The sequence below is a fragment of the Microbacterium protaetiae genome, from assembly GCF_004135285.1.
GTDB classification, from domain to species: domain Bacteria; phylum Actinomycetota; class Actinomycetes; order Actinomycetales; family Microbacteriaceae; genus Microbacterium; species Microbacterium protaetiae.
The window spans coordinates 116,439-142,734 of sequence record NZ_CP035494.1 but is presented as its reverse complement, the minus strand read 5'-3'; the positions used below and the strand labels follow the sequence as shown (position 1 = coordinate 142,734).

The following is a 26,296-nucleotide window of genomic DNA, read 5'->3' as shown; positions in this document are numbered from 1 at the left end:
GGTGAACGTGAAGACAGCGCTCCACCGGATCGTCATCTCCGTGCGGTCCACGCAGGCCGCAGTGGGTTTCTACCGCGATCTGCTCGGGTTGACCACCGAGGCCGGGCCGCAGATGACGCGCCTGAGTGACCGGACCATCGAGATCCTTCTGCACGAGCGTTCTTCTCGGCCCAGCGACCTTTCGGTCGCGCTGAGCTTCCGCGTCGCCGATCTCGATGAGACGTGCAGCACCTGGGAGCGATCCGGCGGCACCGTGGTAGACCCGCCGGAACAACAGCCCTGGGGCGAATGGACGGCCGTGGTGCGTGAACCGGACGGCCACCTCGTCTGCCTCACGCAATGACCGCGCTGCTCGACGACTCGGGCGCGCTCGTGACGCGTCGGGTCGACCACGTGTTTGCGCTCTCCGGGCGGTTTCTCGACGCGGGCGACGAGGTCACGCGCCCCGAAGGACTCAGCGCCGCCCGTGGGCTCGTGCTCGGTGCACTGCAGGAGGGGCCGTTGACTCCGGCCGAGATCGCCCGCAGGCGCGGACTGACGCGGCAGACCATCCGCGAGAGCGTGACACGTCTCGAGCGCAGCGGACACATCGCCCGCACCGGGGAGGACAAGCGCACGTTCCTCGTCGAACTGACGGCGCACGGCCGTGAGGCGCTCGCACGCATCGAGCCTCGCCGTCGCGCGTGGGCGGAACAGACCGCGACGGCCGTCGATGAAGACCGGCTGCGCGACGCCGTCGCCGTGCTGGCGCGCCTGCGCGACGCCACCGCGTGACCTCTTCGCCGTGCGCCGGCGGCCTGAGGCTACCCGGGCCCGGTGAGGTGGTCGAACTCGCCGCGCACCCACGCTGCGTGGCGGCGGGCGGATGCCGCGACCGCAGCTTTGCCGTCATGCGCGATACGCAGCCCGAAGTTGCTGTAGACGCGGTCGAAGTCGTAGCGGTCGACGTGGGCGGCGATCCGCTCGACCACTGCTGCCGACAGTGGAAGGCGGTTCGGGTAGGAGCGCAGGAACGACACGGTCCGGCGATCGGGATTGACCATGATCGTGTCGCTGCACAACAGCACACCGGCGCCATCGGTGCCGGTCCAGTGCACGACGCTGCTGCCCGGAAAGTGCCCGCCCGGCTGGGAGGCGACCACGCCGGGCACGGGTTCGATGGAGCCCTCCCACAGCTGCAGCGCCGCAGGGCGCCGACCCAGCCAATCGGCATCGGCCGCCGACACGTAGATCGCGGCGTCATCGAGAGCCTGTGACCACAGCGACTGCAGGCCGAACATGTGCGGGTGAGAGGGGATGATGGCCCGCATCGGACCCAGGGCGCGCACGGCCGCGACGGCATCGGCGGTGATGGCCGCGGGCACGTCGACCATCACGGTTCCGGCATCCGTCACCACCACCTTGGCCAACTGACCGATGCCGACGCCGCCGGACACCTCAAGCCCCCACAACCCTGACTCGAGTTCGGCCAACGCGATGACGGCATCGGCAGGAGGCGACACCCAGCGTTGGCCACCGGGGTCGACGTACTGCCGCTCGTCGACGCAGATCGGGCACCACTCGGGAAGATCTGCGCTGTCGCGTTCGACACCGCAGGTGCTGCACTGAACGAGCCCATCGGTGGTCACGTCTGCTGCCCGTCCCGGAGGGGAGATCCGACGACATCGAACCTGAACCCGCCGAACTCGCCCGACAGCAGCGGCCGCGCCTGTGCGATGGCCGCTTGCACATCGGGCTGGGTCAGCGACGCTCGGTGCGCGTCGGCGGTGTCCCACAACTCGACGACGAACACGGTGTCGGGTTCGTCGTCGTTGACGCCCACCTCGTAGGCGTGACACCCGATCTCGGCGAGGTGATCGCTGCGCAGCGTGAGAAGGGCGAGGAGCTCGTCGCGTTTGCCGGGCAGAGTGCCGAGCGTGCCCGCGTTGATGAAGACCATCACCCGAGGCTACTCGGCAGGTACGACCTCGTTCCCGGGCACCGTCGCCGGCTCGGGCGGCGGCCGTGTCCAGGCGGCCGACAGGCCCAGGCGGCGGCCGGCCCGGGCGGCGGCCGTGCCCAGCCACCCGCCGCTCCCAGCCGCCCGCCTCCGGCGCGACGCCGGGCCCGTCGGCGCGAGACCTACCTCAGGCGGGCGCGTTCTCGCGGGCGCGCAGGTCTTTGCGCAGGATCTTGCCCGAGCTCGACTTCGGAATCGCCTCGACGAACTCGACCCGGCGCACCTTCTTGTAGGGCGCGACCCGTTCGGCCACGAACGCCTTGATCTCGTCTTCGGTCAGCTCGACGCCCGCGGCGGGCACGACGAACGCCTTCGGGATCTCCTGCTTCTCGTCGTCGAGCACACCGATCACCGCGACATCCGCCACCTTCGGGTGGCTCAGCAGCAGCGCCTCGAGCTCGGCGGGCGGCACCTGGTAGCCGTGGTACTTGATGAGCTCCTTGACCCGATCGACGACGGTGTACCAACCGCCCTCGTTGACCGTGGCCACGTCGCCGGTGTGGAAGAATCCGTCGGCGTCGATGGCGTTGGCCGTGGCATCCGGCTTGTTCAGGTATCCCATCATGACCTGCGGGCCCTTGATCCACAGCTCGCCGGGGCGCGTCTGGCCGTCCTCTCCGAACTCGGTGATCTCTTCGCCGGTGTCGGGATCGACGATCTTGCACAGCGTGTTCGGCAACGGCGTGCCCACCGAGCTGACCGGGATGTCGTCGCGGGTGTACGGCATGGCGTGGGTCACCGGACTCGTCTCGGTCAGGCCGTACCCCTGCATCATGCGGGCATGGATGCGCCGGCCGGCCGCTTCGGCGGTGTCGCCGTCAAGCGGGGCGGCACCGGAGAACACCGAGTGCACCGTCGAAATGTCGTACTGGTCGACGATGGGATGCTTGGCCAGCGCCACGGCGATCGGTGGAGCGATGTACAGGTACGTACAGCCGAAGTCCTGGATGTTCTTCAGGAACTCTTGCAGGTCGAAGCGCACCATCGTCACCAGGCTCGCGCGCTGGCGCAACGCGAGGTTCAGCAGCACCGTCATGCCGTAGATATGGAAGAACGGCAGCACCGCCAGCACCCGGTCGTCGGCCTTCAGGTCGATGTTCACCCGCGACTGCTCGACGTTGGCGACGAGGTTGCGGTGGCTGAGCATGACGCCCTTGGGAATGCCGGTCGTCCCCGACGAATAGGGGAGCGCGGCCAGATGGGTGGCCGGGTCGAAGCTCACCTCGGGCGGCGTGCGCTGCTCCATGAGAAGTTCGCGCAGGTTCGGGTGCCCGTCGGCTCCGTCGAGCACGATGAGATGGTCGTTCGGGATGCCGCAGGCCGCGGCGGCCTCGGCGGCGTGGGGGAGCAGCGGACTCACCGTGACAAGCCATGTGGCCCCGGCATCCTCGATCTGCTTCTGAATCTCGCCGGCGGTGTACAGCGAGTTGAACGTCGTGACGGCAGCGCCCAGACGCAGGACGCCGTGGAACACCGTGGCGAACGCGGGGACGTTCGGGCAGAGGAGGCCCACGACCGTGTCGGCGTCGACGCCGCGTGCAGCCAGAGCGCCGGCGAAGGCATCTATCTGCGCCTTCAGCGCGCCATAGCTCGTCTCGGCACCGGTGGCCGGATCGATGAGCGCGACACGGGCGCTGTCTTCTGCGGTGAGGTCGCCGAACAAGTAGTCGTAGACGCTGAGTTCGGGAATCTCGACGTCGGGGAACGGGCTGTGGAACACGAGGCTTCTCCCTTGATTCTTCGTGCCTACCGGTGCTGGTGCCGGCCACCGGCGTCGTCGCCGGTTGCGTCCATCATGCCATGTGGACCGAGTCCCACGCACCGTGAGACTCGGTCCACATGCTGAGGTGTCAGACCCGCGCCGAGCGCGCGGCCTCCAGCCGCTGCGCCGCGAGCTTCTCCGCGGCATCCAACGGGCTCGTTCCGGCCGATGCGGCCTCGTCGAAGATCCGGCGCAGCGTGTCGCCGATCGCGCTGACCCGCTGCATGATCTCGTCGCGTGTGCCGTGGTGTGTGGCCTCGAGATCGAGGTAGATGACGCCGCCGGCGTTGACGACGAAGTCGGGAGCATAGAGGATGCCGCGCGCGGCCAGCCGCGCGGCTCCGCTGCGATCGGCCAGGGGGTTGTTGGCCGGTCCGCACACGGCCTTCACCGCGAGGGCGTCGATGGTCTCGTCGTCGAGGATGCCGCCGATGCCGGCCGGCACGAAGACGTCGCCGGGCACGTGCTGCTCGGTGCCGGGCGTGACCCAGGTGGCGCCCAGGCGTGTGGCGAGCTCCTTCTTGGCCGGGTTCACGTCGGTGACCGTCAGCAGGGCACCCTCGCCGGCGAGGCGCTGCGCGAGGCGGCTGCCGACCTGACCCAGTCCCGAGATCGTGATGCGGCGCTGGGCGAGATCGGGGGAGCCCGTCACTCGCTCGAGTGTGGCCCGCAGCGACTCATAGACGCCCAAGCTTGTGGGACCGGCGGGCTCACCTGCGCCGCCGGCGGTGTCGGGCAGGCCGACCACGTGCGCGGTGCGCTCGCTGACGGTGAGCATGTCTTCGGCCGTCGAGCCGACGTCTTCGGCGGTGCGGTAGAGGCCGCCGAGGGATTCGACCGCGTCGCCGAGGTCGAGAAAGGCGGCGCGACGCCGATCGGCGTCGAGCGTCTCGCCCGGTTTCAGGCGCAGCACGGACTTGCCGCCGCCGGCGTCCAGGCCTGCCGCGGCGTTCTTCAGGGTCATCGCCGCCGAGAGGCGCAGCGCGTCGCCGAGGGCGTCGCTCCAGTGCGGGTAAGTCCACAGTCGGGCGCCCCCGAGCGCGGAGCCGAGAGCAGAGGAGTGCAGGGCGACGGTGAGGAAAAGGCCGCTGCGTGGGCCGGTGATCACCTCCACGCGCTCGTGGGTGAAATCGGGCAGGGGCAGGGTGTGCGTCATCGCGACCTCTTTCGGCTGGCCTTGTGGGCTCTGTGCGGGCGGATGCCGCCGCTTCGCGGCATCCCCTTCCATTGTGCCCTGACCAGGCAGAGATGGTGTGGGGCGGCGTTTCGGCCGCGCTGCGGCATCCGCCCGCTCCGGCGGCATCCGCCCTGTTCCGCGGCATCCGCCCTGTCCCGCACTGCTCCGTTCGTCTCGCAGGATGGAATCGGTATCCCGGGCGTGTCGGGCGGCGTCTCGCCGCCCTCGGACCAGATCGTCCTGCGAACCGAACACGGCCGGGTCGTTCATCGTCTCCTCCCCAGGCGCGAGTTGTCCACAGATCGTGCGGAAGCGGCCGACGGCGCACCTGCACCCGACACGATCGAAGGATGCTGCAGCACAAAGACCGCACCGAGCGCGCGGCCGCGCCCGACGCCTTCGTGCGCCGCTGCCGCGACGACAACAAGCCGGTTCCTCTGCACTGGCCGGTGCGGACTCGCCGCGAGCTTCTCAGAACGGGGTGGAAGCCGCGCACGCTGACGGCGGGTGTGGTCAGTGGATCCCTGATCCGTGCGCGCGAGAACGCCTACCTGTCGCCGGAGGCGCCCGCCGACGTCGTCGATGCTTGCCGTATCGGCGGGCGGATGTGCTGCGTGTCGGAGCTCGCACGCTGGGGCGTGTTCGTGCTCGAACACACCGAACTGCACCTCGCTGTGCCCCGCACGAGCAGCCGACTGCGCAGCGTCGGCCGCGACATCCGGGTGCACTGGGTGCCGACCGGACCGGACGGTTGGGGCAACTCAGAGATCGTCGAGTGCCTGACGCAGGCGGTGCTGTGCCAGCCGGTTCGCGCGGCCATCGCGAGCCTTGATTCGGCGCTGCACCTCGGCCTGATCGATGACGATGGGCTGGGGGAAGTGTTCGCGGCGCTCCCGCGGCGGCTGCGCGTGCTGCGCAAGCACCTGGATGCCGCAGCAGAATCGGGCGCGGAGAGCATGATGCGCCTCATCCTGCGTCGGCTGGGGTGCCGGGTGCAGAGCCAGGTGGAGATTCCGGGCGTGGGGCGGGTCGACTTTCTGGTCGACGGGTGGCTCATCGTCGAATGCGACAGCGAGGCGCACCATTCCACGTGGAAACAGCGAAAGAAGGACCACCGCCGGGATCAGGCTGCCGCCGCCCGCGGACTTGTCACCTACCGGCCGATCGCCGAGGACATCTTCTGGCACTCTGACGACGTCGTGCGCGCGGTTGCTGGACTGCTGCGCGCGCACGCCGCCTGAGCAGCATCCGCCTCGCCCCGTCTGCCGACCGGCAGCATCCGCCCCGCCACGTCTGCCGACCGGCAGCATCCGCCCCGCCCGGTTTGCAGACCAGCAGCATCCGGCCCGGCCCGTTCGTCTCGGCCGGCCCACCGCATCTGCAGGCCCGGCCGTCTGGCGACCAGCAGCATCCGCCCTGGCCCGTTCGTCTCGCAGGATGGAATCGGTATCCCGGGCGTGTCTGGCGGCGTGTCGCCGCTTGGCGACCAGATCGTCCTGCGAGACGAACGCCGAGAGGGGACGGATGCCGCGCCGAGGCCGCCCTAAGCTGACACCATGCCCGACCAGCTCCCCACCCGCACCCGCCTCGTCGATGCTGCCCTGCGGGCGGCCGGAATCACCGGCGAGATCGTCGTGCTGCCGGATTCCGCCGCGACGGCGCCGCTGGCCGCCGCGGCGCTCGGGGTCGAGGTCGGCGCCATCGCCAACAGCCTCGTCTTCTGGTCGGACGACGAACCGCTGCTGATCATGACCAGTGGCGCCCACCGCGTCGACACCAGCGCGCTCGCCCAGCGGCTGGGAAGGCAGAAGATCAAGCGTGCCACGCCCGAGCAGGTGCGCGAGGCCACCGGTCAGGCCATCGGCGGTGTCGCTCCGACTGGGCATCCCACGCCGCTGACGACGGTTGTCGACCGGGCACTGGCCGAGCACCCGCAGATCTGGGCCGCCGCGGGCACGCCGCACGCCGTCTTCCCGCTCACCTTCGCCGAGCTCGTGCACCTGACGCACGGCACCGTCGAGCGGGTCGACTGACCACCGCGCCACGCTCGGGCCTTGCCGGTGCGGGCCCTGCCGGCTCGGGACGGCCGGCCGCGCGGCACCCCACCGCCCGCCAGCTGTTCGGCTCGCAGGATGGATTGGTGATCCCGGGCGTGTCGCCCGGCGTGTCGCCGGGGTGGGGGCAAAACGTCCTGCGAGATGAACGCCGAGCCGCCGGGCGCCAGCCGCCGGTCGCCGAGCCGCCGATCACCGAGCCGCCGGTCGCCCAGCCCGCAGCCACCCAGCCGCCGGTCGCCGAGCCGCCGGTCGCCGAGCCGCCGGTCGCCGAGCCGCCGGTCGCCGAGCCGCCGGTCGCCGAGCCGCCGATCACCGAGCCGCCGATCACCGAGCCGCCGGTCGCCCAGCCCGCAGCCACCCAGCCGCCGGTCGCCCAGCCCGCAGCCACCCAGCCGCCGGTCGCCCAGCCCGCAGCCACCCAGCCGCCGGTCGCCCAGCCCGCAGCCACCCAGCCGCCGGTCGCCCAGCCCGCAGCCGCCCAGCCGCCAGCCGCTGATCACCGATCCGCTGATCACCGATCCGCCAGGCGGCAACAGCGCCCTCACCGCCCCGAGATGCGGCGGGCCAGTTCGGTCGCCGCGGCCCGCACCTCGTGGGCGAGGGATGCCGCCTGAAGACCGGCATCCTCGGACCAGGTCACCGCAATCGCGGCCGCCGGCCAGCCGGCATGGTCGGTCACGACCGCTCCCACCGAACGCATGCCGAGGGTGACCTCACCGTCTTCGACGGCGTACCCGTCGGCGCGGGCCAGGCGCAGCAGCTCGCGCAGCTCGCTCGGGCGGGCGGGTCCTCGGCCCGTGCGGTCGGCGAAGGCAGCGGCATCCGGGTACAGGGCTCGCACCTGTTCGCGGGGGAGCGCCGCGAGCATGGCGCGGCCAGTCGCGGTCAGGTGCGCCGGCAGCCGTACCCCCACGTCGGTGACCAGCGCCGGGCGCCGCGGCGCGCGTTCTTCGACGATGTAGAGCACGTCACGCCCCGTCATCACGGCCAGGTGCGCGCTCTCGCCGACCCGGTCGGCGAGCGAGGCCACCAGCGGCCGTCCGAGGCGGGCCAGCGGCTCTTGCCGCGCGTAGCCGCCGGCGAGTTCGAACGCCGCGGTGCCCAGGCCCCACCGGCGCTCGCGCTCCAGATGCACGACGAACCCGTGCGCCTCGAGCGTGCCGAGCAGAAAATACACCGTCGAGCGGGGAAGACCCAGCTGCGTGGCCAGGGTGCGGGCGGCCACTGGCCCGCGCTGCCGGGCGAGGAACGTGAGGATCCGCAGCGTCTGATCGGCCGCGGGCACCTTGTCTGGGATCACAGACACAGGATGCCACAGCCCGCTACCGCCGCGGCCAGCCACGGTGTGGAATCAGACCATGACCTCCAGCACCGTCACCGTGGGCGTCGCGCCGCTGAGCCCCGCCCAGGTCGTCGCCGTGGCGCGCGAGGGCGCCCGCGTCGAGATTGCCCCCGCTGCACTCGAGCGCGTCGCCGCCAGCCGTGCACTCATCGAGCAGCTCGCCGACGACCCGGCGCCGCACTACGGTGTCTCCACCGGGTTCGGGGCCCTGGCCACCACCTTCATCGCGCCCGAGCGGCGCCGCCAACTGCAGGCGAGCCTGATCCGCTCGCACGCGGCGGGCACCGGCGCCGAGGTCGAAGACGAGGTGGTGCGCACGTTGCAGCTGCTGCGCCTGCAGACCCTGGCCAGCGGGCGCACCGGCGTGCGGCCCGAGGTCGTCACAACCTACGCGGCGCTGTTGAACGCGGGCATCGTGCCGATCGTGCGCGAGTACGGATCGCTGGGCTGCTCAGGCGATCTGGCACCTCTCGCCCATGTCGCCCTGGCAGCGATGGGCGAGGGCGACGTGCGAGTGGACGGACAGAAGATGGATGCCGCGACCGCGCTGGAGGCAGCATCCATCGCCCCTCTCGTGCTGGCCGAGAAAGAAGGCCTCGCCCTCATCAACGGCACCGACGGAATGCTCGGGATGCTGCTGCTGGCCCTCGCCGACCTCGAGGTGCTGCTGGACACGGCCGACGTCTGCGCCGCACTGTCGATCGAAAGCCAACTGGGCACCGATGCCGTCTTCGCTGAAGACCTCATGGCGCTGCGCCCGCAACTCGGGCAGGCCGCCAGCGCCGCTCACCTGCGCACCCTGCTGGGCTCTTCGCCGATCGTGGCCAGCCACAAGGGGCCCGAGGACGGCCGCGTGCAAGACGCCTATTCGCTGCGCTGCGCGCCCCAGGTGCACGGCGCCGCCCGCGACACCGTCGACCACGCCCGACTCATCGCCACCCGCGAGCTGTCGGCGGTCGTTGACAACCCCGTGGTCACCCTCGACGGACGGGTGGAGTCCAACGGCAACTTCCACGGCGCACCCATCGCGTATGTGCTCGACTTTCTCGCCATCGCCGTCGCCGACGTCGCATCGATCTCGGAGCGGCGCACCGACCGGGCGCTGGATGTCGCGCGCAACCGTGAGCTGCCACCGTTCCTCGCCGCCGAGGCCGGCGTCGATTCGGGTCTCATGATCGCCCAGTACGCGGCGGCCGGCATCGTCTCCGAGCTCAAGCGTCTTGCGGTGCCCGCCTCGGTCGACTCGATCCCCTCGTCGGCGATGCAGGAGGACCACGTGTCGATGGGCTGGTCGGCGGCCCGCAAACTGCGTCGTGCCATCGACGGGCTCGCGCGGGTGCTGGCCATCGAGGTCATCACCGGCACTCGTGCGCTCGACCTGCGCGCGCCGCTGCAGCCCGGTCCGGGCACCGGCGCGGTGCGCGACCTGGTACGCAGCAGCGGCGTGGCCGGACCCGGCCATGACCGCTTCGTCAGCCCCGACATCGAGACCGTCACCGGTCTCGTCCTCTCCGGCGCCGTGCGCGCCGCCGCATTCGAAGGAGAACACGCATGAACGGAGCACGTCCGGTGACCGCGCCGCGCGGTCCTCAGCGCACCGCGAAGAGCTGGGGCGCCGAGGCCGCCAAGCGCATGCTGATGAACAACCTCGACCCCGAGGTGGCCGAGCATCCCGACGATCTGGTCGTCTACGGCGGCACCGGGCGCGCGGCGCGCAGCTGGGAGGCCTTCGACGCGATAGTGCGCACGCTCGACGAGCTCGAGCCCGACGAGACGCTGCTCGTGCAGTCGGGCAAGCCGGTGGGCGTGTTCCGCACGCACGAGTGGGCGCCGCGGGTGCTGATCGCCAACTCGAACCTCGTCGGCGACTGGGCCACCTGGCCCGAGTTCCGTCGGCTAGAGGCACTCGGCCTGACGATGTACGGCCAGATGACGGCCGGGTCATGGATCTACATCGGCACCCAGGGCATTCTGCAGGGAACGTACGAGACCTTCGCGGCGGTCGCGCGGTCGCTCGGTCGTGACTCGCTGGCCGGCACTTTGACGCTGACCGCCGGATGCGGCGGCATGGGCGGCGCGCAGCCGTTGGCGGTCACCATGAACGACGGGGCCGTGCTCATCGTCGATGTCGATGAGTCACGGCTGGCCCGCCGCGTCGCCAAGCGCTACCTCGATGAATACACGACCGACCTCGACGACGCGGTGGCGCGGGTTCTCGCGGCCAAGAGCGAGGGCCGGGCGCTGTCGGTCGGTGTGGTCGGCAACGCGGCCGAGGTGTTCCCCGAACTTCTTCGCCGCGGCATCCCGATCGACATCGTCACCGACCAGACCAGCGCACACGATCCGCTGGCCTACCTGCCCACCGGCATCGCGTTCGCCGACTGGAAGCGCGAGGCAGCCCGCGACCCCGAGGGATTCACCGCGCGTGCGCGGGCATCGATGGCGGCGCACGTGGACGCCATGGTCGGATTCCTCGACGTCGGTGCGGCGGTGTTCGACTACGGCAACTCGATCCGCGCCGAGGCAAAGCTGGGTGGCAGCGAGCGGGCGTTCGCGTTCCCCGGCTTCGTGCCCGCCTACATCCGGCCGCTGTTCTGCGAGGGCAAGGGCCCGTTCCGCTGGGCGGCCCTGTCGGGCGATCCCGAAGACATCTACAAGACCGATCAGGCGATCACCGAGCTCTTCCCCGAGGATGCCGCGCTGCACCGCTGGCTTCAGCGGGCGCGCGAGCGCGTCGAGTTCGAGGGACTTCCGGCCCGCATCTGCTGGCTCGGCTATAAGGAGCGGCACCTGGCCGGGCTGAAGTTCAACGAGATGGTCGCCGCGGGCGAGCTCAGCGCCCCGATCGTGATCGGCCGCGACCACCTCGACGCCGGCTCGGTGGCCAGCCCGTACCGCGAGACCGAGGCGATGGCCGACGGCTCTGACGCCATCGCCGACTGGCCGCTGCTGAACGCCCTGCTGAACACCGCGTCGGGAGCGAGCTGGGTGTCGATCCATCACGGTGGCGGGGTGGGCATCGGCCGCTCGATCCACGCCGGTCAGGTCACGGTCGCCGACGGCACCGAGCTTGCCGCCGAGAAACTCGCGCGCGTGCTGACCAACGACCCCGGCACGGGAGTCATGCGGCACGTGGATGCCGGATACCCGCGCGCCCGCGAGGTGGCGCGCGAGCGCGGCCTGCAGGTGCCGATGCTCGCGACGGAGTGAACGATGACCGTCACCGCACGTCTCGCCGAGATCGCCGACATCGGCCGTGACGCCGAGCGCGGCGGCTACTCGCGCCACCTCTTCGACGCGAGCGACGCGCCGTTGCGGGCATGGTTTCACCGCAGCGCCGAGCAGCTCGGCCTCACCGTGGAAGAAGACGGGAACGCGAACCTGTGGGCGTGGTGGGGTGAGCCGGGCGCCGGGGCGGTGGCCACCGGCAGCCACCTCGATTCGGTGCCCGGGGGCGGCGCCTACGACGGTCCGCTGGGCATCGCCGCCGCCTTCGAGGCCGTCGCGCAGCTGCGGGGCGCCCGCTTCGCGCCGGCACGCCCGATCGCGGTGTGCGCGTTCGCTGAAGAAGAGGGGTCGCGGTTCGGCCTGCCCTGCCTGGGCACGCGGCTGCTGACCGGATCGGTCGACGCCGCCCTCACGCTGCAGCGGGTGGATGCCGCAAGCACGACGCTCGCCGACGCCTGGCGGGAGTCCGGTCGTGACCCCGCACGGGTCGGCGCCGATCCGGCACGGCTCGCGCGAGTTTCGGCATTCGTCGAGCTGCACGTGGAGCAGGGGCGCGACCTGGTCGACCGCGGCATCCCGGTCTCCACGGCCGCGGCGATCATTCCACACGGGCGCTGGCATCTGACCATCACCGGCCAGGGCAACCACGCCGGCACCACGAGGATGGATCAGCGCGCCGATCCTGTGGTCGCGGCCGCCCGCGTCGTGCTGGCGGTGCAGCAGGCGGCGCGCGGGCATGCGGAAGCCCGCGGCACGATCGGCAAGCTGCAGGTGATCCCCGGTGGCACCAACGTCATAGCGTCGCGCGTGGAGGCCTGGCTCGATCTGCGCGCCGACCGTGACGACGACGTGCGCGCGCTGTTCGAGACCGTCATCGCCGGTGCCCGCGCAGCCGTGGCGCAGGAGGGCTGCCTGCTCGAGGCGCAGGAGGAATCGTTCACCTCACGGGTCGACTTCGACGCGGCCCTGACGGCGCGGGTCACTGCGGCCCTGGCGCCCGAGTTCGGTGCGGTGCCGGCCATTCCCACCGGTGCCGGGCACGATGCCGGCATCCTGTCGGCGCACCTGCCCACGGCCATGCTGTTCGTGCGCAACCCGACCGGTGTCTCGCACGCGCCCGAGGAGGGCGCGAGCGATGAAGACTGCGAGGCCGGTGCCCGTGCGCTTGCCGCGACACTGCACGAGTTGGCGGGTGCGCCGTGATCACCGCGGCGCACTGCCGGGCGGCACTGGTCGACGGCGCCTTCGCCGACGATGTGCGAATCACCGCGCGCGAGGGGGTCGTTGTCGGCGTGACCTCGGGTGTTCCCGCACAACCCGGCGACACCCGGCTGGGTGTCGTGGTTCCGGGGTTTGTCAACGCGCACTCGCACGCCTTTCATCGCCTGCTGCGCGGACGCACGCACGGTGGCGGCGGCGACTTCTGGGTCTGGCGCGAGCAGATGTACCAGGCGGCGGCTGAACTGACCCCCGAGTCATACCGCGAGCTCGCCGAGCGCGTGTTCGTGGAGATGCGGGATGCCGGATACACCGCCGTCGGCGAGTTCCACTACGTGCACCATCGGCCCGATGGCACGGCCTACCCCGACCATGCGATGGAACGGGCTCTGGCCGAGGCGGCGGTGGCCGCCGGCATCCGGCTCGTGCTGTTGGACACGTGTTACCTGCGCGGGGGAGTGGGGCACGATCTCTCCGACCGACAGCGCCGGTTCGGCGACCGCGATGTGCACGCCTGGCTTGAACGCTGGCACGCGCTGCGCGAGGCGGTGGCCGGGCCCCTCGTGTCGGTGGGCGCCGCCGTCCACTCGGTGCGGGCGGTGACTCCCGCCGACCTGGCCGTGATCGGGCAGGAGCTGCCGGCCGACGTGCCGCTGCATGTGCACGTGTCGGAGCAGCCGGCCGAGAACGACGCCTGCCGGCAGGCGTACTCACTCACGCCGACGGCGCTGCTGGCTGAACACGGCCTGGTGCGCCCGACCCTGTCGGCCGTGCATGCGACGCACCTGACCGAACACGACATCGCCCTGCTGGGGGCCGCGGGCGCTTCGGTCGTGATGTGCCCCACGACCGAGGCCGACCTCGGCGACGGCATCGGTCCCGCCCCCGAACTGCTCTCGGCCGGCGCGACGCTCGCCATCGGATCCGACCAGCACGCGGTCATCGATCCGTTTGAAGAGCTCGCGCGACTCGAGCTCGACCAGCGGCTGCGCGCGCAGCGACGCGGCATCTTCACGCCCGCGCAGCTGTGGCACGCCGGGTCGGCCGGCGGGGCGCGGGCGCTGGGGCTGCCCGGGTGGTCCGAGCGCGTCGGCTTGCGCCCCGGCATCCCTTTCGATGCCGTCGAGGTGGATGCCGCAACGTCGCGCACGCGCGATGCCGACATCGGGCAGCTGCCGCTCGTGGCACGCGCGGCGGATGTCACATCTACCATCGTCGGCGGCATACTGACTCGCAGGGAGGCGCCATGACCGCGACGCTGATCACGAACATCGGCGAGTTGACGACGAACGTCGAGGCTGCTGGCGACCCGTGCGCCACGCTCACCGACGCAGCAGTGCTGTGTGAGGGCTCGCGCGTCGCCTGGGTGGGGCCGGCCGATGATCCGGTCGTCGAACGAGCGCGGCGCGGCACAACGGCGGTCGTGGATGCCGCGGGCCGGGCGGTCATCCCGGGCTTCGTCGACAGCCACACCCACCTCGTGTTCGCCGGCGACCGTGCCGACGAGTTCGCCGCGCGCATGGCGGGACAGCCGTATGCCGCCGGCGGCATACGCACGACGGTGACCGCCACGCGGGCGGCGAGCGACGACGAATTGCGGCGGCGCCTGATCGGCTTGGTTGCCGAACTGCACGCGCAGGGAACGACGACGTTCGAGATAAAGACCGGATACGGTCTGACCGTGCACGACGAAGCACGGCTGGCGCGGTTGGCGGCCGAGGTCACGCCCGAGGTCACGTTTCTGGGCGCTCATGTCGTGCCCGCCGAATACGTCGATGCGCGCGAGGCCTATGTCGAGCTCGTGTGCGGTGCGATGCTTTCGGCATGCGCGCCGCACGCGCGATGGATCGACGTGTTCTGCGAGACGGGTGCCTTCACGGCCGACGAGTCACGCTGCGTGCTCGAGGCAGGGCTCGCGCGCGGCCTGCGTCCGCGGGTGCACGGCAATCAGCTCGGCCCGGGCGCGGGTGTACAGCTCGCCGTGGCGCTGGGCGCGGCATCCGTCGACCACTGCACCTACCTGAGTGATGACGACATCGCCGCCCTGGCCGGCAGCGACACTGTCGCGACCCTGCTGCCGGGCGTCGAATTCTCGACGCGGCATCCCTACCCCGACGCCCGTCGGCTGATCGATGCGGGAGTGAGAGTGGCGCTGGCCAGCGACTGCAACCCCGGTACGAGCTTCACGAGTTCGATGCCGCTGATGATCGCGCTCGCGGTGCGCGAGATGGGGATGACGGTGCCTGAAGCCGTGTGGGCGGCCACCGCCGGCGGTGCGCGCGCGCTGCGGCGCAACGACATCGGTGTCATCACTGCCGGTGCCCGGGCCGATCTCGTGGTGCTGGATGCGCCCAGCCGCACGCATCTGGCCTACCGGCCGGGCGTGCCGCTCGTACATGCCGTCTACAAGGACGGTCAGCGGCTCTGAGGGTCCGTCGAAGAATCGTGCCGTGCCGACTCAGCGCGCGGGCACGTCGACGATCTCGCGCACCTTGTCGGGCCAGCGCACCGAGATCGCGTGTCCGCCGTCGCCGTCGGGGGCTATCTCGATCTCGGGGATCAGCGACCCGGTGCGGCGCAGGCGAATGGGCTTGCCGTCTTCGCCGATCTGGCCCTCGTCGACCTGCGGCACCGGCGGGGGCTCAGCGCCGGTGCGCACCGCAATGATCACGGGGTAGCCGCCCGGCAGATCGTGCACGGTCACCTGCGGCATCATCGCCTCATCGGCGGCGTCGGCGAGCGTCACGTCGCCATCCCAGGGCACCAGCATGCGCACTTCGGAATGCGCCTCTGCCGCGGTGCCGCGCCCTGCGCACAGATCCACGCCCTGGTGCAGTTCGGTCACCCACAGCTCGCCCGCCACTGCGGGCCCGGTCAGGCGTACGCCCGGGGCGACGCCCTCGGTGTCCACCCGCACGATCCGCAGCTCCCAGGGCTGGTGCACGGCATGCACCACCGTGACCGGCGTTCCGCCGAGCACTGTCTGCGTGCTGGCGAACGGCATCCACTCGGCGGGCGCGCGCCCCGCGCCGAGCACGGCCAGAGAATCGGCGGGAACGGTCATGCCGTCACGTACGTCCATGCCGTGCGACCGCTGGCCAGCGGCGCCTGCACCCGCCGATACAGAGCGACCTCGTAATCGTCGGCGGCGGCGAGTTCGGCCTCGCTGATCCACAGCGCCTTGCCGGGCACCCGGTCGGCATCGTCGCCGGTGGCGCGGGCCACGGTGTGGATGGCCAGCCCCGACAGTGCGACCACCCGCGGATCGTCGATCGGCGCATCGTCGAGCACATAGCCGACGAGTTCGTCGTCGGAGCCCTCGACAAGACGCCCGAATGTATCGAGCTGCACGTCGTCATGCTGCAGCGTGCCGTAGGTGAACAAAAGCTGGTTGGTGGGTGTCTCGGGCACGTGCACAGCGTATCGCCGTCAGAGTCTGAGGATCAGGTGGGCGACTGTGAAAATGGCAACCCCGGCCAATGCGCCCACCACGGTGCCGTTCAGGCGGATGTACTGCAGGTCGCGGCCGACCATCAGCTCGATCTTCTCGGTCGTCTCGGCGGCATCCCACCGCTCGATGGTGTCGGTGATGATCGAGGCGATGTCGTGCCGGTACCGGTCGACCAGCAACGCGGCCGCGTCGGTCACCCAGCCGTCGACCCGGCGCTGCAGGGCCGGCTCGGTCTGCAGCCGGCCGCCGATCTCGGCGAGGGCCGCAGTCGCCCGCGTGCGCAGCCCGCTGGCGGGGTCTGCGAGCGATACCAGCAGTCCACTCTTCGCGGTCTCCCAGACACGGGCGGCGAGCTCGCGTACCCGCGGGCTGTCGAACACGGTGGATTTGGCGTCTTCGACCCGCCCGATCATGGCGGGGTCATGCTGCAGCCGGTCGGCGAGGCGGGCCAGGTAGTCGTCGATCGCCGTGCGGGCGGGATGCCGCGGGTCGGCCCGCACCGCCGCCACGAACTTGACCGCCTCGTGGTACACGGTGTCGTCGACGAACCGGTGGGCGAGCTTGGGGACCCAACCTGGAAGCCGGCGCGAGACCAGGCCCTCAAAGGAGGGGCGATTGGCCTCGAGCCATGACGCTATGCTGTCCACGGCCAGGTCGACGGCGCCATGATGGGCTCCGGCATCGGTCACCCGCGCCAGCCACGCACCCGCGGGCGGCCCCCATTCAGGGGCGACGAGGTGTTCCCGGGCGAGGTCTTCGAGCACGTCCTGCACATCGGCGTCGCTGAGCGCCGTCAGCACCGCCGCGGCCACGCCCGATGCCTCGGCGGCGACCCGCTCGGCGTGCGCCGGCTCGGCCAGCCAGCCACCCAGTCGACGGGCGATCGAGGTCGATTCGAGCTTGGCGCGCACGACCGGTCCTGACAAGAAGTTCGTCTCGATGAACTCGCCGAGGGTGTGTCCGATCTCGTCTTTGCGGGTGGGGATGATCGCGGTGTGCGGAATCGGCAGGCCGAGGGGATGCCGGAACAAAGCGGTCACCGCGAACCAGTCGGCGAGCGCGCCCACCATGCCGCCCTCGGCCGCCGCCCGCACGTAGGCGAGTGCGGGCAGGCGCTCTTCGAGGGCGAAAGAGACGGCGAAAACGATCGCGAGAAAGATCAGCGCACCCAGCGCTATGGCTTTCATCCGGCGCAGCGCGCCACGCCTGACCCGGTCGGCGGGACTGAGCAGAGCTGTGGGGGTGTGCGCCATGGCGTCATCCTGCCACGTCGTTCTCGGATGCGGCCGGTAGCCTGGCGGCGTGATCGAAGACATCAAGAAGCGCGCGCTGCATCGCACGGCGATCCTTGAGGGCCAGCTGCGGGGGCTTTCGAAGATGATCGAGAACGAGGACTACTGCATGGACATCATCGGTCAGTCCCGCGCGATCCAGAAGGCGCTCGAATCCCTCGACAAGCTGCTGCTGGAAAACCACCTGCGCACGCACGTCACACACATGTTCGAGCAGGGCGGTCAGGAGAGAGAGCAGGCCGTCGCCGAGCTTCTGAAGGCCTATGACGTGGGTAACCGCGGATGATCTCCACCGAACGCGCCCGCGAATTGCGCGATATCGGGCTGGTCTGGCATCCGCAGTCGGGCGACCGCTTTCAGCTTGACGAGCCCGAGTTCGAGGCCGACGTGTTCACCGTCAGCGACATGACGATCGAGGCACGGAACTTCTCGACCGGCGGCATCCTCGCCTTCAACGGCACGACCGAGTGGGCGCTCGACTCGGTCGCGCAGGAGGACGCGCTGTGGCTGCCCAGCGAAGAGCAGTTGCGCGAACTGCTGCGCGGCACCTTTCGTGCACTACGGCGCCTGCCCGACACCTATGAGGTCGAGGTCGAGATCGCGGGGGAGCGCCGGGTGTACGCGCACCCCGAGCCCTCCGACGCGTACGCTCTCGCCCTGCTCGAGTTGCTGCACCGCGTCACCGACTGAGCTGTCACACCGTCTGAATGGGAATCGTCGTGGTGTCGGGCAGTGGGCTCGGATCGGCGTGGCGCAGGTCGGGGAAGCCCCGATGGAAGACCACGGCCACGGCCAGGCCCACGGCCGCGAACACCGCGCCGGTCCAATAGGCGCCCACCGGGCCCACGCCGTCGATGAGAAAGCCTGCGACGGCAGAACCGGCGGCAGCCCCGATGAGCTGCCCGGTGGTGATCCAGCCGAACGCTTCGGCGGTGTCGCTGAACTTCACGCTCGAGGTGGTCATCGCCGAGATCGCCGCGAACACGGGCGCGACGCCGATGCCGGCGATCAGCAGCGAACCGCCGACCCACCAGACGTTCAGCGAGATCGTCGTGATGACAAGGCCCACCGTGACGATGGCCATGCGCCGAGCGGTCGCCCAGCGCCCCATCGGAATGCTGCCCGAGGCCAGCCCGCCCACCAGGCTTCCCACCGAGAACACCGCCAGCACCAGGCCCGCCTCGACACCGCCCTCGCCGAAGGTCGCCACGACCCCGGCCTCCACTGCCGCGCACGCACCCACCAGCAGGAACCCCACGAACGTACCCAGCAGCACGGCCGGGCGGCTGAGGACCTTGCCGAACCGGCGCTTGCTGCGCGGAATGCGCACTTGACCGAGTTCGGGCGAGGAAATGAACCAGGCGGCCCCGCCCAGCAGGATCACCACGATGGCAAGCAACCCCACCACGGTGCTGATCTGGGTGGACACGAACGTGACCACCACCGGGGCGAGGATCCAGATGATCTCCTGCAGCGAGGCGTCGAGCGAGAACAGCGGCGTCAGCTGCCGCGAATTCACCATCTTCGGGTAGATGGTGCGTACCGCCGGCTGCACCGGGGGCGTCGACAGCCCGGCCAGCATCCCGAGCACCATGAAGGCGGGCACCGGAAGCTCGAACAGTGCGATGCCGGTGATGGATGCCGCGCACACGACCGTGGTCAGCGTCAGCACGCGCCGCATTCCCCACAGCCCCATCCAGCGGCTGGTGATGGGGCCGGCGATCGCCTGACCGATCGAGGCGGCGGCCAGCACCAGACCCGCAGCCCCGTACGAGCCGGTGATGTGCTCGACGTGCAACAGGATCGCCAGACTCGTCATCCCCGAGGGGAACCGCGCCGTCAGCTGCGCGGCGATGATGCGCCCGACCCCTGGGGTGCGCAGCAGATCCCGGTATCCGGCCACCCCTCAACGGTACCCGGCTCGCTCACGCGCGTGGCGTCACGAACCGGCTCTCGTAGGCCATCACTATCGCCTGCACCCGGTCGCGCGCCCCGAGCTTGGCGAGCATCCGGGCGATGTGCGTCTTGACCGTCGCGTCGCCGATGAAAAGCGTGCGGGCGATCTCGGCGTTCGACATGCCCTGCGCGACCAAGGTGAGTACCTCGCGTTCGCGCGCGCTCAGCGCCTCGATCCGGCCGCGCAGCACCGTGTCTGTCGGTGCCCCGTCCACGAACCGCTCGATGAGCCGGCGCGTCACCGATGGTGCCAGCAGCGCCTCGCCGACCGCCGCCTGGCGGATCGCCGAGACCAACTGCTCGCGCGGGGCGTCCTTGAGCAGGAACCCGACGGCTCCGGCACGCAGTGCCTCGTACACGTACTCGTCGAGGTCGAACGTGGTCAGCACGAGCACGCGCGCGCGGCTGCCGGCCGCGGTGAGAGCCCGCGTCGCCTGGATGCCGTCGAGCTGCGGCATCCGCACGTCCATCAGCACCACGTCGGGGTCTTCGCGTGCGACCGCGCGCACGCAGGCGGCACCGTCTGCGGCCTCGCCCACCACTTCCATGTCGGGCTCCAGGTCGAGGATCAGGCGAAACCCGGTGCGCACGAGTTCCTGGTCGTCGGCGATCAACACGCGGGTCACGTCGTCTCCCGTCGCCCAAGCGGCAGAACAGCCTCGACCTCGAAACCGCCGTCGGCGGTCGGCTGCGCCTGCAGGCGGCCACCGAGTGCGGCGGCGCGCTCGCGCATGCCGCTGATGCCATAGCCCGAGCCCTCGGCCGAGGGCTCGGGTGCTGCGGGCGCCGCGGTCACGACCGAGACCCGCAACGCGTCGTCGCCCTGCACGATCGTCACGGTGGTCGCGGCGCCGGGGGCGTGCCGGCGCGCATTCGTCAGGCACTCCTGGACGATGCGGTACGCGGCCAGGTCGACCCCTGGTGTGACCGGCGCCCTCGTGAGCCGAACCTCGAGGGCCACCGGAGTGCCCGCCGACCGCGCGGCATCGGCAAGTCCGGTGATCGCCGACACGCCGGGGGACTCGACACCGGGCAGCTCATCGTCGTCGGTGCGCAGCACATCCAACATGCCGCGGATATCGGTGAGAGCCTCGCGTGCCGTGGTGCGGATGGCTCGCACCGGCGTGAGCGCGCGTTCCGGGGCGATCTCGAGCGCGGCCTCGGCGGCATCGGACTGCACCGCGATCACGCTGAGGCTGTGCGCGACGACGTCGTGCAGGTCACGGGCGATCCGCACGCGCTCTTCTGCCACCGCCAGCCGTGCTGCCTCGCGCTGACGTCGCTCGGCCGCGGTGACGCGGCCGCGCCACTGCGCACTGGCACGGCCGAGCAGCCAGACGCCGCCGAACAGTAGCAGGATGAACACGTAGTCGACACCGTTGTCGATGCGCTCCTCGAGCAGCAGCACCACGACGAACACGGTCCCGGCAACGGCGGCGACCGCCTCAGACAGATAAGCGGCCGCCGAATACAGGGCCACGGCCTCCACCACCAGCGACCACAGCGAGCCGGGCGATGTCGACATCAGGGTCTGACCCATGCCCGCCGCTGTGACAAGCGCGATCATCAGGAGCGGGTGACGTCGTCGCCACGCCAGGGCAAGCGTGGAGACGATGGCCACCGGAACAGTCACCGCCAGGGGGCCCTCGTTCGGGTTTCCGGTGACCACACTGCCCACCGCGATCAGCAGCAGGACGACCGCCAGCACGACGTCGGGTGTGGGAAGGCCCCACACGGTGCGACGCCGCCATCGCGAGAAGGCCCGGCGCATGAGGTCACTCTATTCACCCGTCGGCTTCGGCGTGTCGCCCGTGCGGGCGACGTCGCTCCTCCCTGTGGGCCACACCGATCATCCCGGGCGCCGACGCGGCGCACCGGCGAGCGGCGAGATCATTCGGCTGTGGCGCAGACAGCGCCCGAAAGGAGAGAGAACGATGTCCGTCATCTTTGAAAAGGTCGTGGCCGTCACGGCCCTCGTCGTGGGACCGCTGAGCCTGATCGTCACGACCGTCTGGCAGTGGATGCTGCAGCCCAGCGGAGTCCATCCCACCGCCGCCGACGTCGCCGCGCAGTTTCCGGCCGCGTGGCTGACCATCGGTCTGCTGGCGGTATGCGGGCCGTTGGTGTGGCTGATGGGCCTGCCGGCAACGGCGACCCCGACGGGCCGTGGGTCGCTGACCACCCGGATCGGGGCATTGGTCACCGGGATCGGGTTGGCGGCAGGCATCGGTCACCTGGCGGCCTTCTTCGCCCAGTACGGTGCGATTGTCGCTGCCCACCTGGGCGATGACGCCACCGCGGCCATGAACGCGGCGGCAGAGGCCGAGCCGATCGGAAACATCCTGCTGCTCGTCTTCCTCATCGGCTATTCGCTCGGACCCATCATCCTCACAGTGGGCCTGCGGATGGCTCGGACGGTCGGGGTGTGGGTGCCGCTGGCCGCGGTCATCACCGCGGGAGCCAACCTGTTCGGCGGACCGATCGCCGGTGTCGTTCAGCTTGTCGCGCTGATCGCGGTGTGGGGCTCGCTCGTGATCGTGGTGCTGCGCGAGCACACGCCATCGGTCGAACGGGCGACACGCCGCGACACGCCGACGACGCTTGTCCACAGGAAATCGGATGTCGGAACCCGGCCGTAGCGTCAGGGCTGTGGAGGAGCGCGTGCCGGTCTCGTGAAAGCGGCGGAATCCAGGCCTTTTCCAGGTTCGTGAGAACCTCGTCGGCTGTGGATGAAACGGTGGACAACCTGTGTTGTACATGGGGAGGGCGGTGGAAAACTACACAGATGTAACTACTATCCCTTGTGGTGCTTCCCAGTGTCGGTACCCATATGTAGTATTGGGGGACCGGCGGGGGACCACCGGGAAAACGGATCGAATGACGAGGGGAGACACGGTCGAAATGGCGATCACGGTCTACACGAAGCCTTCTTGCGTGCAGTGCAACGCGACCTACCGCGCGCTGGATGCGAAGGGCATCGACTACGAAGTGCACGACCTCACCGAGGACCCGACGGCGCTCGAGCAGGTGAAGGCTCTCGGCTACCTGCAGGCACCCGTCGTCGTCACCGATGAGGGGCACTGGTCGGGCTTCCGCCCCGACAAGATCGACGAACTCGCCGCTCGCCTGGCCTGATATGCCCACCGCGGTCGCTGCGCCGCTTCTCGTCTACTTCTCCAGCATCTCGGGAAACACGGCGCGTTTCGTTGAGAAGCTGGGGATGCCTGCCCGGCGCATTCCGTTGCACATGGGGCCGCACAGCACCGAAGAGCCCTTGAAGGTCGACGAGCCGTTCGTGCTCGTCACCCCGACCTACGGCGGCGGACAGGGACGCGGAGTCGAGAAGGGCTCTGTTCCCAAGCAAGTCATCAAGTTCCTCAACGACGAGGACAACCGCAAGTGGATCCGCGGAGTCATCTCCGCCGGAAACACGAACTTCGGTCAGGCGTACTGCCTGGCCGGAGAGATCATCAGCCGCAAGTGCAACGTGCCGCACTTGTATCGGCTCGAATTGTTCGGCACGCCCGAGGACGTCGCCCGCGTGAGCGACGGATTGGAACGATGGTGGAAGCTGCAGTGACCGAAACGGCATCCTTCAAGACCGAGGCGCGGTTCGACGGCATGGACTACCACGCCTTGAACGCGATGCTGAACCTGTACGACGCCGACGGCAAGATCCAGTTCGACGCCGACAAGCGCGCTGCGCGCGAGTACTTCCTGCAGCACGTGAACCAGAACACCGTGTTCTTCCACTCGCTCAAAGAGCGTCTCGACTACCTGGTCGAGAAGGAGTACTACGAGCAGGGCGTGCTCGACCGGTATCCGTTCGAGTTCATCCAAGAGCTCAACGACCGTGCGTATGCGGCCAAGTTCCGCTTCGAGACGTTCTTGGGTGCGTTCAAGTACTACACGAGCTACACCTTGAAGACCTTCGACGGCAAGCGTTACCTCGAGCGCTTCGAAGACCGCGTCGTGATGACGGCGCTCGGTCTTGCCGACGGCGATCAGCAGGTCGCGCGCGACCTCGTCGATGAGATCATCTCCGGCCGTTTCCAGCCGGCCACCCCGACGTTCCTGAACACAGGCAAGGCGCAGCGCGGCGAACTTGTCAGCTGCTTCCTGCTGCGCATCGAAGACAACATGGAGTCGATCGCCCGCGGCATCAACTCGGCGCTGCAGCTGAGCAAGCGCGGCGGCGGCGTCGCGCTGCTGCTTTCGAACATCCGCGAGTCGGGGGCTCCGATCAAGCAGATCGAGAACCAGTCTTCCGGCATCATCCCGGTCATGAAGCTTCTCGAAGACAGCTTCAGCTATGCCAACCAGCTGGGCGCGCGCCAGGGTGCCGGTGCCGTCTATCTGAACGCGCACCACCCCGACATCATGCGGTTCCTTGACACGAAGCGTGAGAACGCCGACGAGAAGATCCGCATCAAGACGCTGTCGCTGGGTGTCGTCGTGCCCGACATCACGTTCGAGCTGGCCAAGACCGGCGAAGACATGTACCTGTTCAGCCCGTACGACGTCGAGCGTGTGTACGGCGTGCCGTTCGGCGACATCTCGGTCACCGAGAAGTACCGCGAGATGGTCGACGACCCGCGCATCAAGAAGACGAAGATCAACGCGCGCGAGTTCTTCCAGACCCTCGCCGAGATCCAATTCGAGTCGGGCTACCCGTACATCATGTTCGAAGACACGGTGAACAAGGCCAACCCGATCAAGGGCCGCATCAACATGTCGAACCTGTGCAGCGAGATTCTGCAGGTGAACACGCCGACGACGTACAACGACGACCTGTCGTACAACCAGATCGGCAAGGACATCTCCTGCAACCTGGGATCGATGAACATCGCGCTGGCGATGGACGGGGGAGACCTGGGCAAGAGCGTCGAGACCGCCATTCGGGGACTGACCGCCGTCAGCAACCAGAGCCACATCTCGTCGGTGCGCTCGATCGAAGACGGCAACGACCGCTCGCACGCGATCGGCCTCGGGCAGATGAACCTGCACGGCTACCTCGCCCGTGAGCACGTGTACTACGGGTCAGAAGAGGGTCTTGATTTCACGAACGTGTACTTCGCGACCGTGCTGTATCACGCGCTGCGCGCCTCCAATCGGCTCGCCATCGAGCGCGGCGAGACGTTCGACGGCTTCGCCGACTCGACCTACGCGTCGGGGGAGTTCTTCGACAAGTACCTCGAGCAGGACTTCACGCCCACGACCGCGAAGGTGTCCGAACTGTTCGCCGGGCACCACATCCCGACGCGCGAAGACTGGGCTGCGCTGAAGGAGTCGGTGCAGCAGCACGGCATCTACAACCAGAACCTGCAGGCTGTGCCGCCGACCGGATCGATCTCGTACATCAACAACTCGACGAGCTCGATCCACCCGATCGTGTCGAAGATCGAGATCCGCAAGGAGGGCAAGCTCGGCCGCGTCTACTACCCGGCGCCGTTCATGACGAACGAGAACCTGAGCTACTACCAGGACGCGTACGAGATCGGCCCCGAGAAGATCATCGACACCTACGCCGTGGCCACGCAGCACGTCGACCAGGGGTTGAGCCTGACGCTGTTCTTCAAGGACACCGCCACGACCCGCGACGTCAACAAGGCTCAGATCTACGCCTGGCGCAAGGGCATCAAGACGCTCTACTACATCCGCGTGCGTCAGATGGCACTGGAGGGGACCGAAGTGGATGGTTGCGTCAGCTGCATGCTCTAGCGCTCTCGGTCGTTGAGCGAGCGCAGCGAGACGAAACGACACCCCACCCCAGCATCCGTGAAAGAGAAACAGAAATGACCCCCGAACCACTGAAGCTCCTCGAGACCGTTCAGGCGATCAACTGGAACCGCATCGAAGACGAGAAAGATCTCGAGGTCTGGCACCGGCTGACCGGAAACTTCTGGCTGCCCGAGAAGGTGCCGCTGTCGAATGACGTGCAGTCGTGGAACACGCTCACCGCCGACGAGAAGCTCCTCACGATGCGGGTGTTCACGGGGCTCACGCTGTTGGATACCATCCAGGGCACCGTCGGCGCAGTCTCACTGATCCCTGACGCGATCACTCCGCATGAAGAGGCCGTCTACACGAACATCGCGTTCATGGAGTCGGTGCACGCCAAGAGCTACTCGTCGATCTTCTCGACGCTGGCGTCGACGAAAGACATCGACGAGGCGTTCCGCTGGTCGACCGAGAACCCCAACTTGCAGCGCAAGGCGCAGATCGTCATGGACTACTACCGTGGCGACGAGCCGCTCAAGCGCAAGGTGGCCTCGACGCTGCTCGAGTCTTTCCTGTTTTATTCGGGCTTCTACCTGCCGATGTACTTCTCGTCGAAGGCGAAGCTGACGAACACGGCCGACATCATCCGGTTGATCATCCGCGACGAGGCCGTGCACGGCTACTACATCGGCTACAAGTTCCAGAAGGGCTTGGAGAAGCTGGATGCCGCGGGCCGTGACGAGATGAAGGACTACACGTTCTCGCTGCTGTACGAGCTCTACGACAACGAGGTGCAGTACACGCAAGACCTCTACGACGGCGTCGGCCTGACCGAAGACGTCAAGAAGTTCCTGCACTACAACGCGAACAAGGCCCTCATGAACCTCGGCTACGAGGCGATGTTCCCGGCGACCGTCACCGACGTGAACCCGGCGATCCTGTCGGCCCTGTCGCCGAACGCCGACGAGAACCACGACTTCTTCAGCGGCTCGGGCTCGTCGTACGTGATGGGCAAGGCCGAGGCCACCGAAGACGACGACTGGGACTTCTGAGAAATTGGGTTGATTTCACCTCGAAGGGGTCAGACGCGGGG

Annotated in this window: 28 protein-coding genes; 17 read left to right on the top strand and 11 right to left on the bottom strand. The window is 69.2% G+C overall.

Going from position 1 to position 26,296, the window contains the following annotated elements; all coding sequences use genetic code 11:
- Window position 1: 1 nt before the first annotated feature.
- A complete protein-coding gene (locus ET475_RS00685; protein ID WP_165310665.1) occupies window positions 2-343 on the top strand; it encodes a VOC family protein in 342 nt (113 codons plus the stop codon).
- Window positions 340-774, top strand: coding sequence for a MarR family winged helix-turn-helix transcriptional regulator (locus ET475_RS00680; protein ID WP_129385082.1), 435 nt, complete (start codon window positions 340-342; stop codon window positions 772-774). The genes ET475_RS00685 and ET475_RS00680 overlap by 4 nt, the downstream gene beginning before the upstream one ends.
- Before the next feature lie 29 nt (window positions 775-803).
- On the opposite strand, the gene ET475_RS00675 is transcribed toward ET475_RS00680, so the two are convergent.
- From ET475_RS00675 to ET475_RS00660, 4 genes are all read right to left on the bottom strand, one after another.
- Window positions 804-1,628, bottom strand: coding sequence for an MBL fold metallo-hydrolase (locus ET475_RS00675; protein WP_129385080.1), 825 nt, complete (start codon window positions 1,626-1,628; stop codon window positions 804-806).
- The gene (locus tag ET475_RS00670) at window positions 1,625-1,939 is read right to left on the bottom strand and encodes a putative quinol monooxygenase (RefSeq protein ID WP_129385078.1); all 315 of its coding nucleotides are present in this window, start codon (window positions 1,937-1,939) and stop codon (window positions 1,625-1,627) included. Before ET475_RS00670 ends, ET475_RS00675 begins: the two co-directional genes overlap by 4 nt.
- Window positions 1,940-2,126: 187 nt before the next feature.
- Window positions 2,127-3,719, bottom strand: a complete 1,593-nt coding sequence (locus tag ET475_RS00665) for an AMP-binding protein (RefSeq protein WP_129385076.1) — start codon at window positions 3,717-3,719, stop codon at window positions 2,127-2,129.
- Window positions 3,720-3,849: 130 nt separating this feature from the next.
- Window positions 3,850-4,917, bottom strand: coding sequence for a Glu/Leu/Phe/Val dehydrogenase family protein (locus ET475_RS00660; RefSeq protein ID WP_129385074.1), 1,068 nt, complete (start codon window positions 4,915-4,917; stop codon window positions 3,850-3,852).
- Window positions 4,918-5,288: 371 nt separating this feature from the next.
- Between ET475_RS00660 and ET475_RS00655 the strand changes: the two genes are divergently transcribed.
- From ET475_RS00655 to ET475_RS17715, 3 genes are all read left to right on the top strand, one after another.
- Window positions 5,289-6,179 carry an endonuclease domain-containing protein gene (locus tag ET475_RS00655; protein ID WP_129385072.1) on the top strand — a complete coding sequence of 297 codons (891 nt, stop codon included), beginning with the start codon at window positions 5,289-5,291 and terminating at the stop codon, window positions 6,177-6,179.
- 315 nt (window positions 6,180-6,494) lie between these two features.
- Window positions 6,495-6,971 (top strand): YbaK/EbsC family protein, encoded by a 477-nt coding sequence (locus ET475_RS00650; protein WP_129385069.1) that lies wholly within the window; start codon window positions 6,495-6,497, stop codon window positions 6,969-6,971.
- Between the two features lie 107 nt (window positions 6,972-7,078).
- The gene (locus tag ET475_RS17715) at window positions 7,079-7,609 is read left to right on the top strand and encodes a hypothetical protein (RefSeq protein ID WP_165310662.1); all 531 of its coding nucleotides are present in this window, start codon (window positions 7,079-7,081) and stop codon (window positions 7,607-7,609) included.
- Here the strand turns inward: ET475_RS17715 and ET475_RS00645 are convergent.
- Window positions 7,537-8,301, bottom strand: coding sequence for an IclR family transcriptional regulator (locus ET475_RS00645; protein ID WP_422879926.1), 765 nt, complete (start codon window positions 8,299-8,301; stop codon window positions 7,537-7,539). The genes ET475_RS17715 and ET475_RS00645 overlap by 73 nt on opposite strands.
- 52 nt (window positions 8,302-8,353) lie before the next feature.
- Here ET475_RS00645 and hutH point away from each other — a divergent pair, with 52 nt between their 5' ends.
- From hutH to hutI, 5 genes are read left to right on the top strand one after another with little or no spacing between them, the layout of a single operon-like run.
- Complete coding sequence (gene hutH / locus ET475_RS00640) at window positions 8,354-9,892, top strand: histidine ammonia-lyase (RefSeq protein WP_129385067.1); 1,539 nt, start codon at window positions 8,354-8,356, stop codon at window positions 9,890-9,892.
- The gene (gene hutU, locus ET475_RS00635) at window positions 9,889-11,547 is read left to right on the top strand and encodes a urocanate hydratase (RefSeq protein WP_129385065.1); all 1,659 of its coding nucleotides are present in this window, start codon (window positions 9,889-9,891) and stop codon (window positions 11,545-11,547) included. The genes hutH and hutU overlap by 4 nt, the downstream gene beginning before the upstream one ends.
- A 3-nt stretch (window positions 11,548-11,550) precedes the next feature.
- Window positions 11,551-12,768 carry an allantoate amidohydrolase gene (locus ET475_RS00630; RefSeq protein ID WP_129385063.1) on the top strand — a complete coding sequence of 406 codons (1,218 nt, stop codon included), beginning with the start codon at window positions 11,551-11,553 and terminating at the stop codon, window positions 12,766-12,768.
- Window positions 12,765-14,033 carry a formimidoylglutamate deiminase gene (locus tag ET475_RS00625; protein ID WP_242497712.1) on the top strand — a complete coding sequence of 423 codons (1,269 nt, stop codon included), beginning with the start codon at window positions 12,765-12,767 and terminating at the stop codon, window positions 14,031-14,033. Before ET475_RS00630 ends, ET475_RS00625 begins: the two co-directional genes overlap by 4 nt.
- Window positions 14,030-15,211: an imidazolonepropionase gene (hutI, locus tag ET475_RS00620; protein ID WP_129385061.1), complete on the top strand. Its 1,182-nt coding sequence runs from the start codon at window positions 14,030-14,032 to the stop codon at window positions 15,209-15,211. Before ET475_RS00625 ends, hutI begins: the two co-directional genes overlap by 4 nt.
- Window positions 15,212-15,241: 30 nt before the next feature.
- On the opposite strand, the gene ET475_RS00615 is transcribed toward hutI, so the two are convergent.
- Genes ET475_RS00615 through ET475_RS00605 form a run of 3 tightly spaced genes read right to left on the bottom strand, consistent with a single transcriptional unit; the run spans window position 15,242 to window position 17,487 of the window.
- Window positions 15,242-15,865, bottom strand: a complete 624-nt coding sequence (locus ET475_RS00615; protein ID WP_165310660.1) for a hypothetical protein — start codon at window positions 15,863-15,865, stop codon at window positions 15,242-15,244.
- A complete protein-coding gene (locus ET475_RS00610) occupies window positions 15,844-16,194 on the bottom strand; it encodes a gamma-glutamylcyclotransferase family protein (RefSeq protein ID WP_129385057.1) in 351 nt (116 codons plus the stop codon). The genes ET475_RS00615 and ET475_RS00610 overlap by 22 nt, the downstream gene beginning before the upstream one ends.
- 18 nt (window positions 16,195-16,212) lie before the next feature.
- Window positions 16,213-17,487, bottom strand: a complete 1,275-nt coding sequence (locus ET475_RS00605) for a DUF445 domain-containing protein (protein WP_129385055.1) — start codon at window positions 17,485-17,487, stop codon at window positions 16,213-16,215.
- Between the two features lie 49 nt (window positions 17,488-17,536).
- Between ET475_RS00605 and ET475_RS00600 the strand changes: the two genes are divergently transcribed.
- Together ET475_RS00600 and ET475_RS00595 are read left to right on the top strand one after the other, a co-directional pair.
- Complete coding sequence (locus ET475_RS00600) at window positions 17,537-17,812, top strand: metal-sensitive transcriptional regulator (RefSeq protein WP_129385053.1); 276 nt, start codon at window positions 17,537-17,539, stop codon at window positions 17,810-17,812.
- Entirely contained in the window at window positions 17,809-18,216 is a 408-nt protein-coding gene (locus tag ET475_RS00595) for a pilus assembly protein CpaE (RefSeq protein ID WP_129385051.1), read from the top strand. Before ET475_RS00600 ends, ET475_RS00595 begins: the two co-directional genes overlap by 4 nt.
- A 4-nt stretch (window positions 18,217-18,220) precedes the next feature.
- On the opposite strand, the gene ET475_RS00590 is transcribed toward ET475_RS00595, so the two are convergent.
- The 3 genes from ET475_RS00590 to ET475_RS00580 are packed head-to-tail and all read right to left on the bottom strand — an operon-like array spanning window position 18,221 to window position 21,253.
- A complete protein-coding gene (locus ET475_RS00590; protein WP_129385049.1) occupies window positions 18,221-19,429 on the bottom strand; it encodes an MFS transporter in 1,209 nt (402 codons plus the stop codon).
- A 22-nt stretch (window positions 19,430-19,451) separates the two neighbouring features.
- Window positions 19,452-20,108 (bottom strand): response regulator, encoded by a 657-nt coding sequence (locus ET475_RS00585; RefSeq protein WP_129385047.1) that lies wholly within the window; start codon window positions 20,106-20,108, stop codon window positions 19,452-19,454.
- Window positions 20,105-21,253 carry a sensor histidine kinase gene (locus ET475_RS00580; protein WP_129385045.1) on the bottom strand — a complete coding sequence of 383 codons (1,149 nt, stop codon included), beginning with the start codon at window positions 21,251-21,253 and terminating at the stop codon, window positions 20,105-20,107. Before ET475_RS00580 ends, ET475_RS00585 begins: the two co-directional genes overlap by 4 nt.
- A 163-nt stretch (window positions 21,254-21,416) precedes the next feature.
- Here ET475_RS00580 and ET475_RS00575 point away from each other — a divergent pair, with 163 nt between their 5' ends.
- From ET475_RS00575 to nrdF, 5 genes are all read left to right on the top strand, one after another.
- Complete coding sequence (locus ET475_RS00575; RefSeq protein ID WP_129385043.1) at window positions 21,417-22,121, top strand: hypothetical protein; 705 nt, start codon at window positions 21,417-21,419, stop codon at window positions 22,119-22,121.
- Between the two features lie 262 nt (window positions 22,122-22,383).
- A complete protein-coding gene (gene nrdH / locus ET475_RS00570; RefSeq protein WP_129385041.1) occupies window positions 22,384-22,617 on the top strand; it encodes a glutaredoxin-like protein NrdH in 234 nt (77 codons plus the stop codon).
- A gap of 1 nt (window position 22,618) precedes the next feature.
- On the top strand, window positions 22,619-23,062 hold the full coding sequence (gene nrdI / locus ET475_RS00565; RefSeq protein ID WP_129385039.1) for a class Ib ribonucleoside-diphosphate reductase assembly flavoprotein NrdI: 444 nt from the start codon (window positions 22,619-22,621) through the stop codon (window positions 23,060-23,062).
- On the top strand, window positions 23,044-25,203 hold the full coding sequence (gene nrdE, locus ET475_RS00560; protein WP_129385037.1) for a class 1b ribonucleoside-diphosphate reductase subunit alpha: 2,160 nt from the start codon (window positions 23,044-23,046) through the stop codon (window positions 25,201-25,203). Before nrdI ends, nrdE begins: the two co-directional genes overlap by 19 nt.
- Window positions 25,204-25,277: 74 nt before the next feature.
- Window positions 25,278-26,255 (top strand): class 1b ribonucleoside-diphosphate reductase subunit beta, encoded by a 978-nt coding sequence (gene nrdF / locus ET475_RS00555; protein WP_129385035.1) that lies wholly within the window; start codon window positions 25,278-25,280, stop codon window positions 26,253-26,255.
- Window positions 26,256-26,296: the final 41 nt, after the last annotated feature.

Coding starts and splice junctions, on each gene's coding strand:
- ET475_RS00680 (WP_129385082.1), top strand. CDS start 340: ATGACCGCGCTGCTCGACGACTCGGGCGCGCTCGTGACGCGTCGGGTC.
- ET475_RS00670 (WP_129385078.1), bottom strand. CDS start 1,939: ATGGTCTTCATCAACGCGGGCACGCTCGGCACTCTGCCCGGCAAACGC.
- ET475_RS00660 (WP_129385074.1), bottom strand. CDS start 4,917: ATGACGCACACCCTGCCCCTGCCCGATTTCACCCACGAGCGCGTGGAG.
- ET475_RS00655 (WP_129385072.1), top strand. CDS start 5,289: ATGCTGCAGCACAAAGACCGCACCGAGCGCGCGGCCGCGCCCGACGCC.
- ET475_RS00650 (WP_129385069.1), top strand. CDS start 6,495: ATGCCCGACCAGCTCCCCACCCGCACCCGCCTCGTCGATGCTGCCCTG.
- hutH (WP_129385067.1), top strand. CDS start 8,354: ATGACCTCCAGCACCGTCACCGTGGGCGTCGCGCCGCTGAGCCCCGCC.
- hutU (WP_129385065.1), top strand. CDS start 9,889: ATGAACGGAGCACGTCCGGTGACCGCGCCGCGCGGTCCTCAGCGCACC.
- ET475_RS00630 (WP_129385063.1), top strand. CDS start 11,551: ATGACCGTCACCGCACGTCTCGCCGAGATCGCCGACATCGGCCGTGAC.
- hutI (WP_129385061.1), top strand. CDS start 14,030: ATGACCGCGACGCTGATCACGAACATCGGCGAGTTGACGACGAACGTC.
- ET475_RS00615 (WP_165310660.1), bottom strand. CDS start 15,865: ATGGACGTACGTGACGGCATGACCGTTCCCGCCGATTCTCTGGCCGTG.
- ET475_RS00605 (WP_129385055.1), bottom strand. CDS start 17,487: ATGGCGCACACCCCCACAGCTCTGCTCAGTCCCGCCGACCGGGTCAGG.
- ET475_RS00595 (WP_129385051.1), top strand. CDS start 17,809: ATGATCTCCACCGAACGCGCCCGCGAATTGCGCGATATCGGGCTGGTC.
- ET475_RS00580 (WP_129385045.1), bottom strand. CDS start 21,253: ATGCGCCGGGCCTTCTCGCGATGGCGGCGTCGCACCGTGTGGGGCCTT.
- ET475_RS00575 (WP_129385043.1), top strand. CDS start 21,417: ATGTCCGTCATCTTTGAAAAGGTCGTGGCCGTCACGGCCCTCGTCGTG.
- nrdH (WP_129385041.1), top strand. CDS start 22,384: ATGGCGATCACGGTCTACACGAAGCCTTCTTGCGTGCAGTGCAACGCG.
- nrdI (WP_129385039.1), top strand. CDS start 22,619: ATGCCCACCGCGGTCGCTGCGCCGCTTCTCGTCTACTTCTCCAGCATC.
- nrdE (WP_129385037.1), top strand. CDS start 23,044: ATGGTGGAAGCTGCAGTGACCGAAACGGCATCCTTCAAGACCGAGGCG.
- nrdF (WP_129385035.1), top strand. CDS start 25,278: ATGACCCCCGAACCACTGAAGCTCCTCGAGACCGTTCAGGCGATCAAC.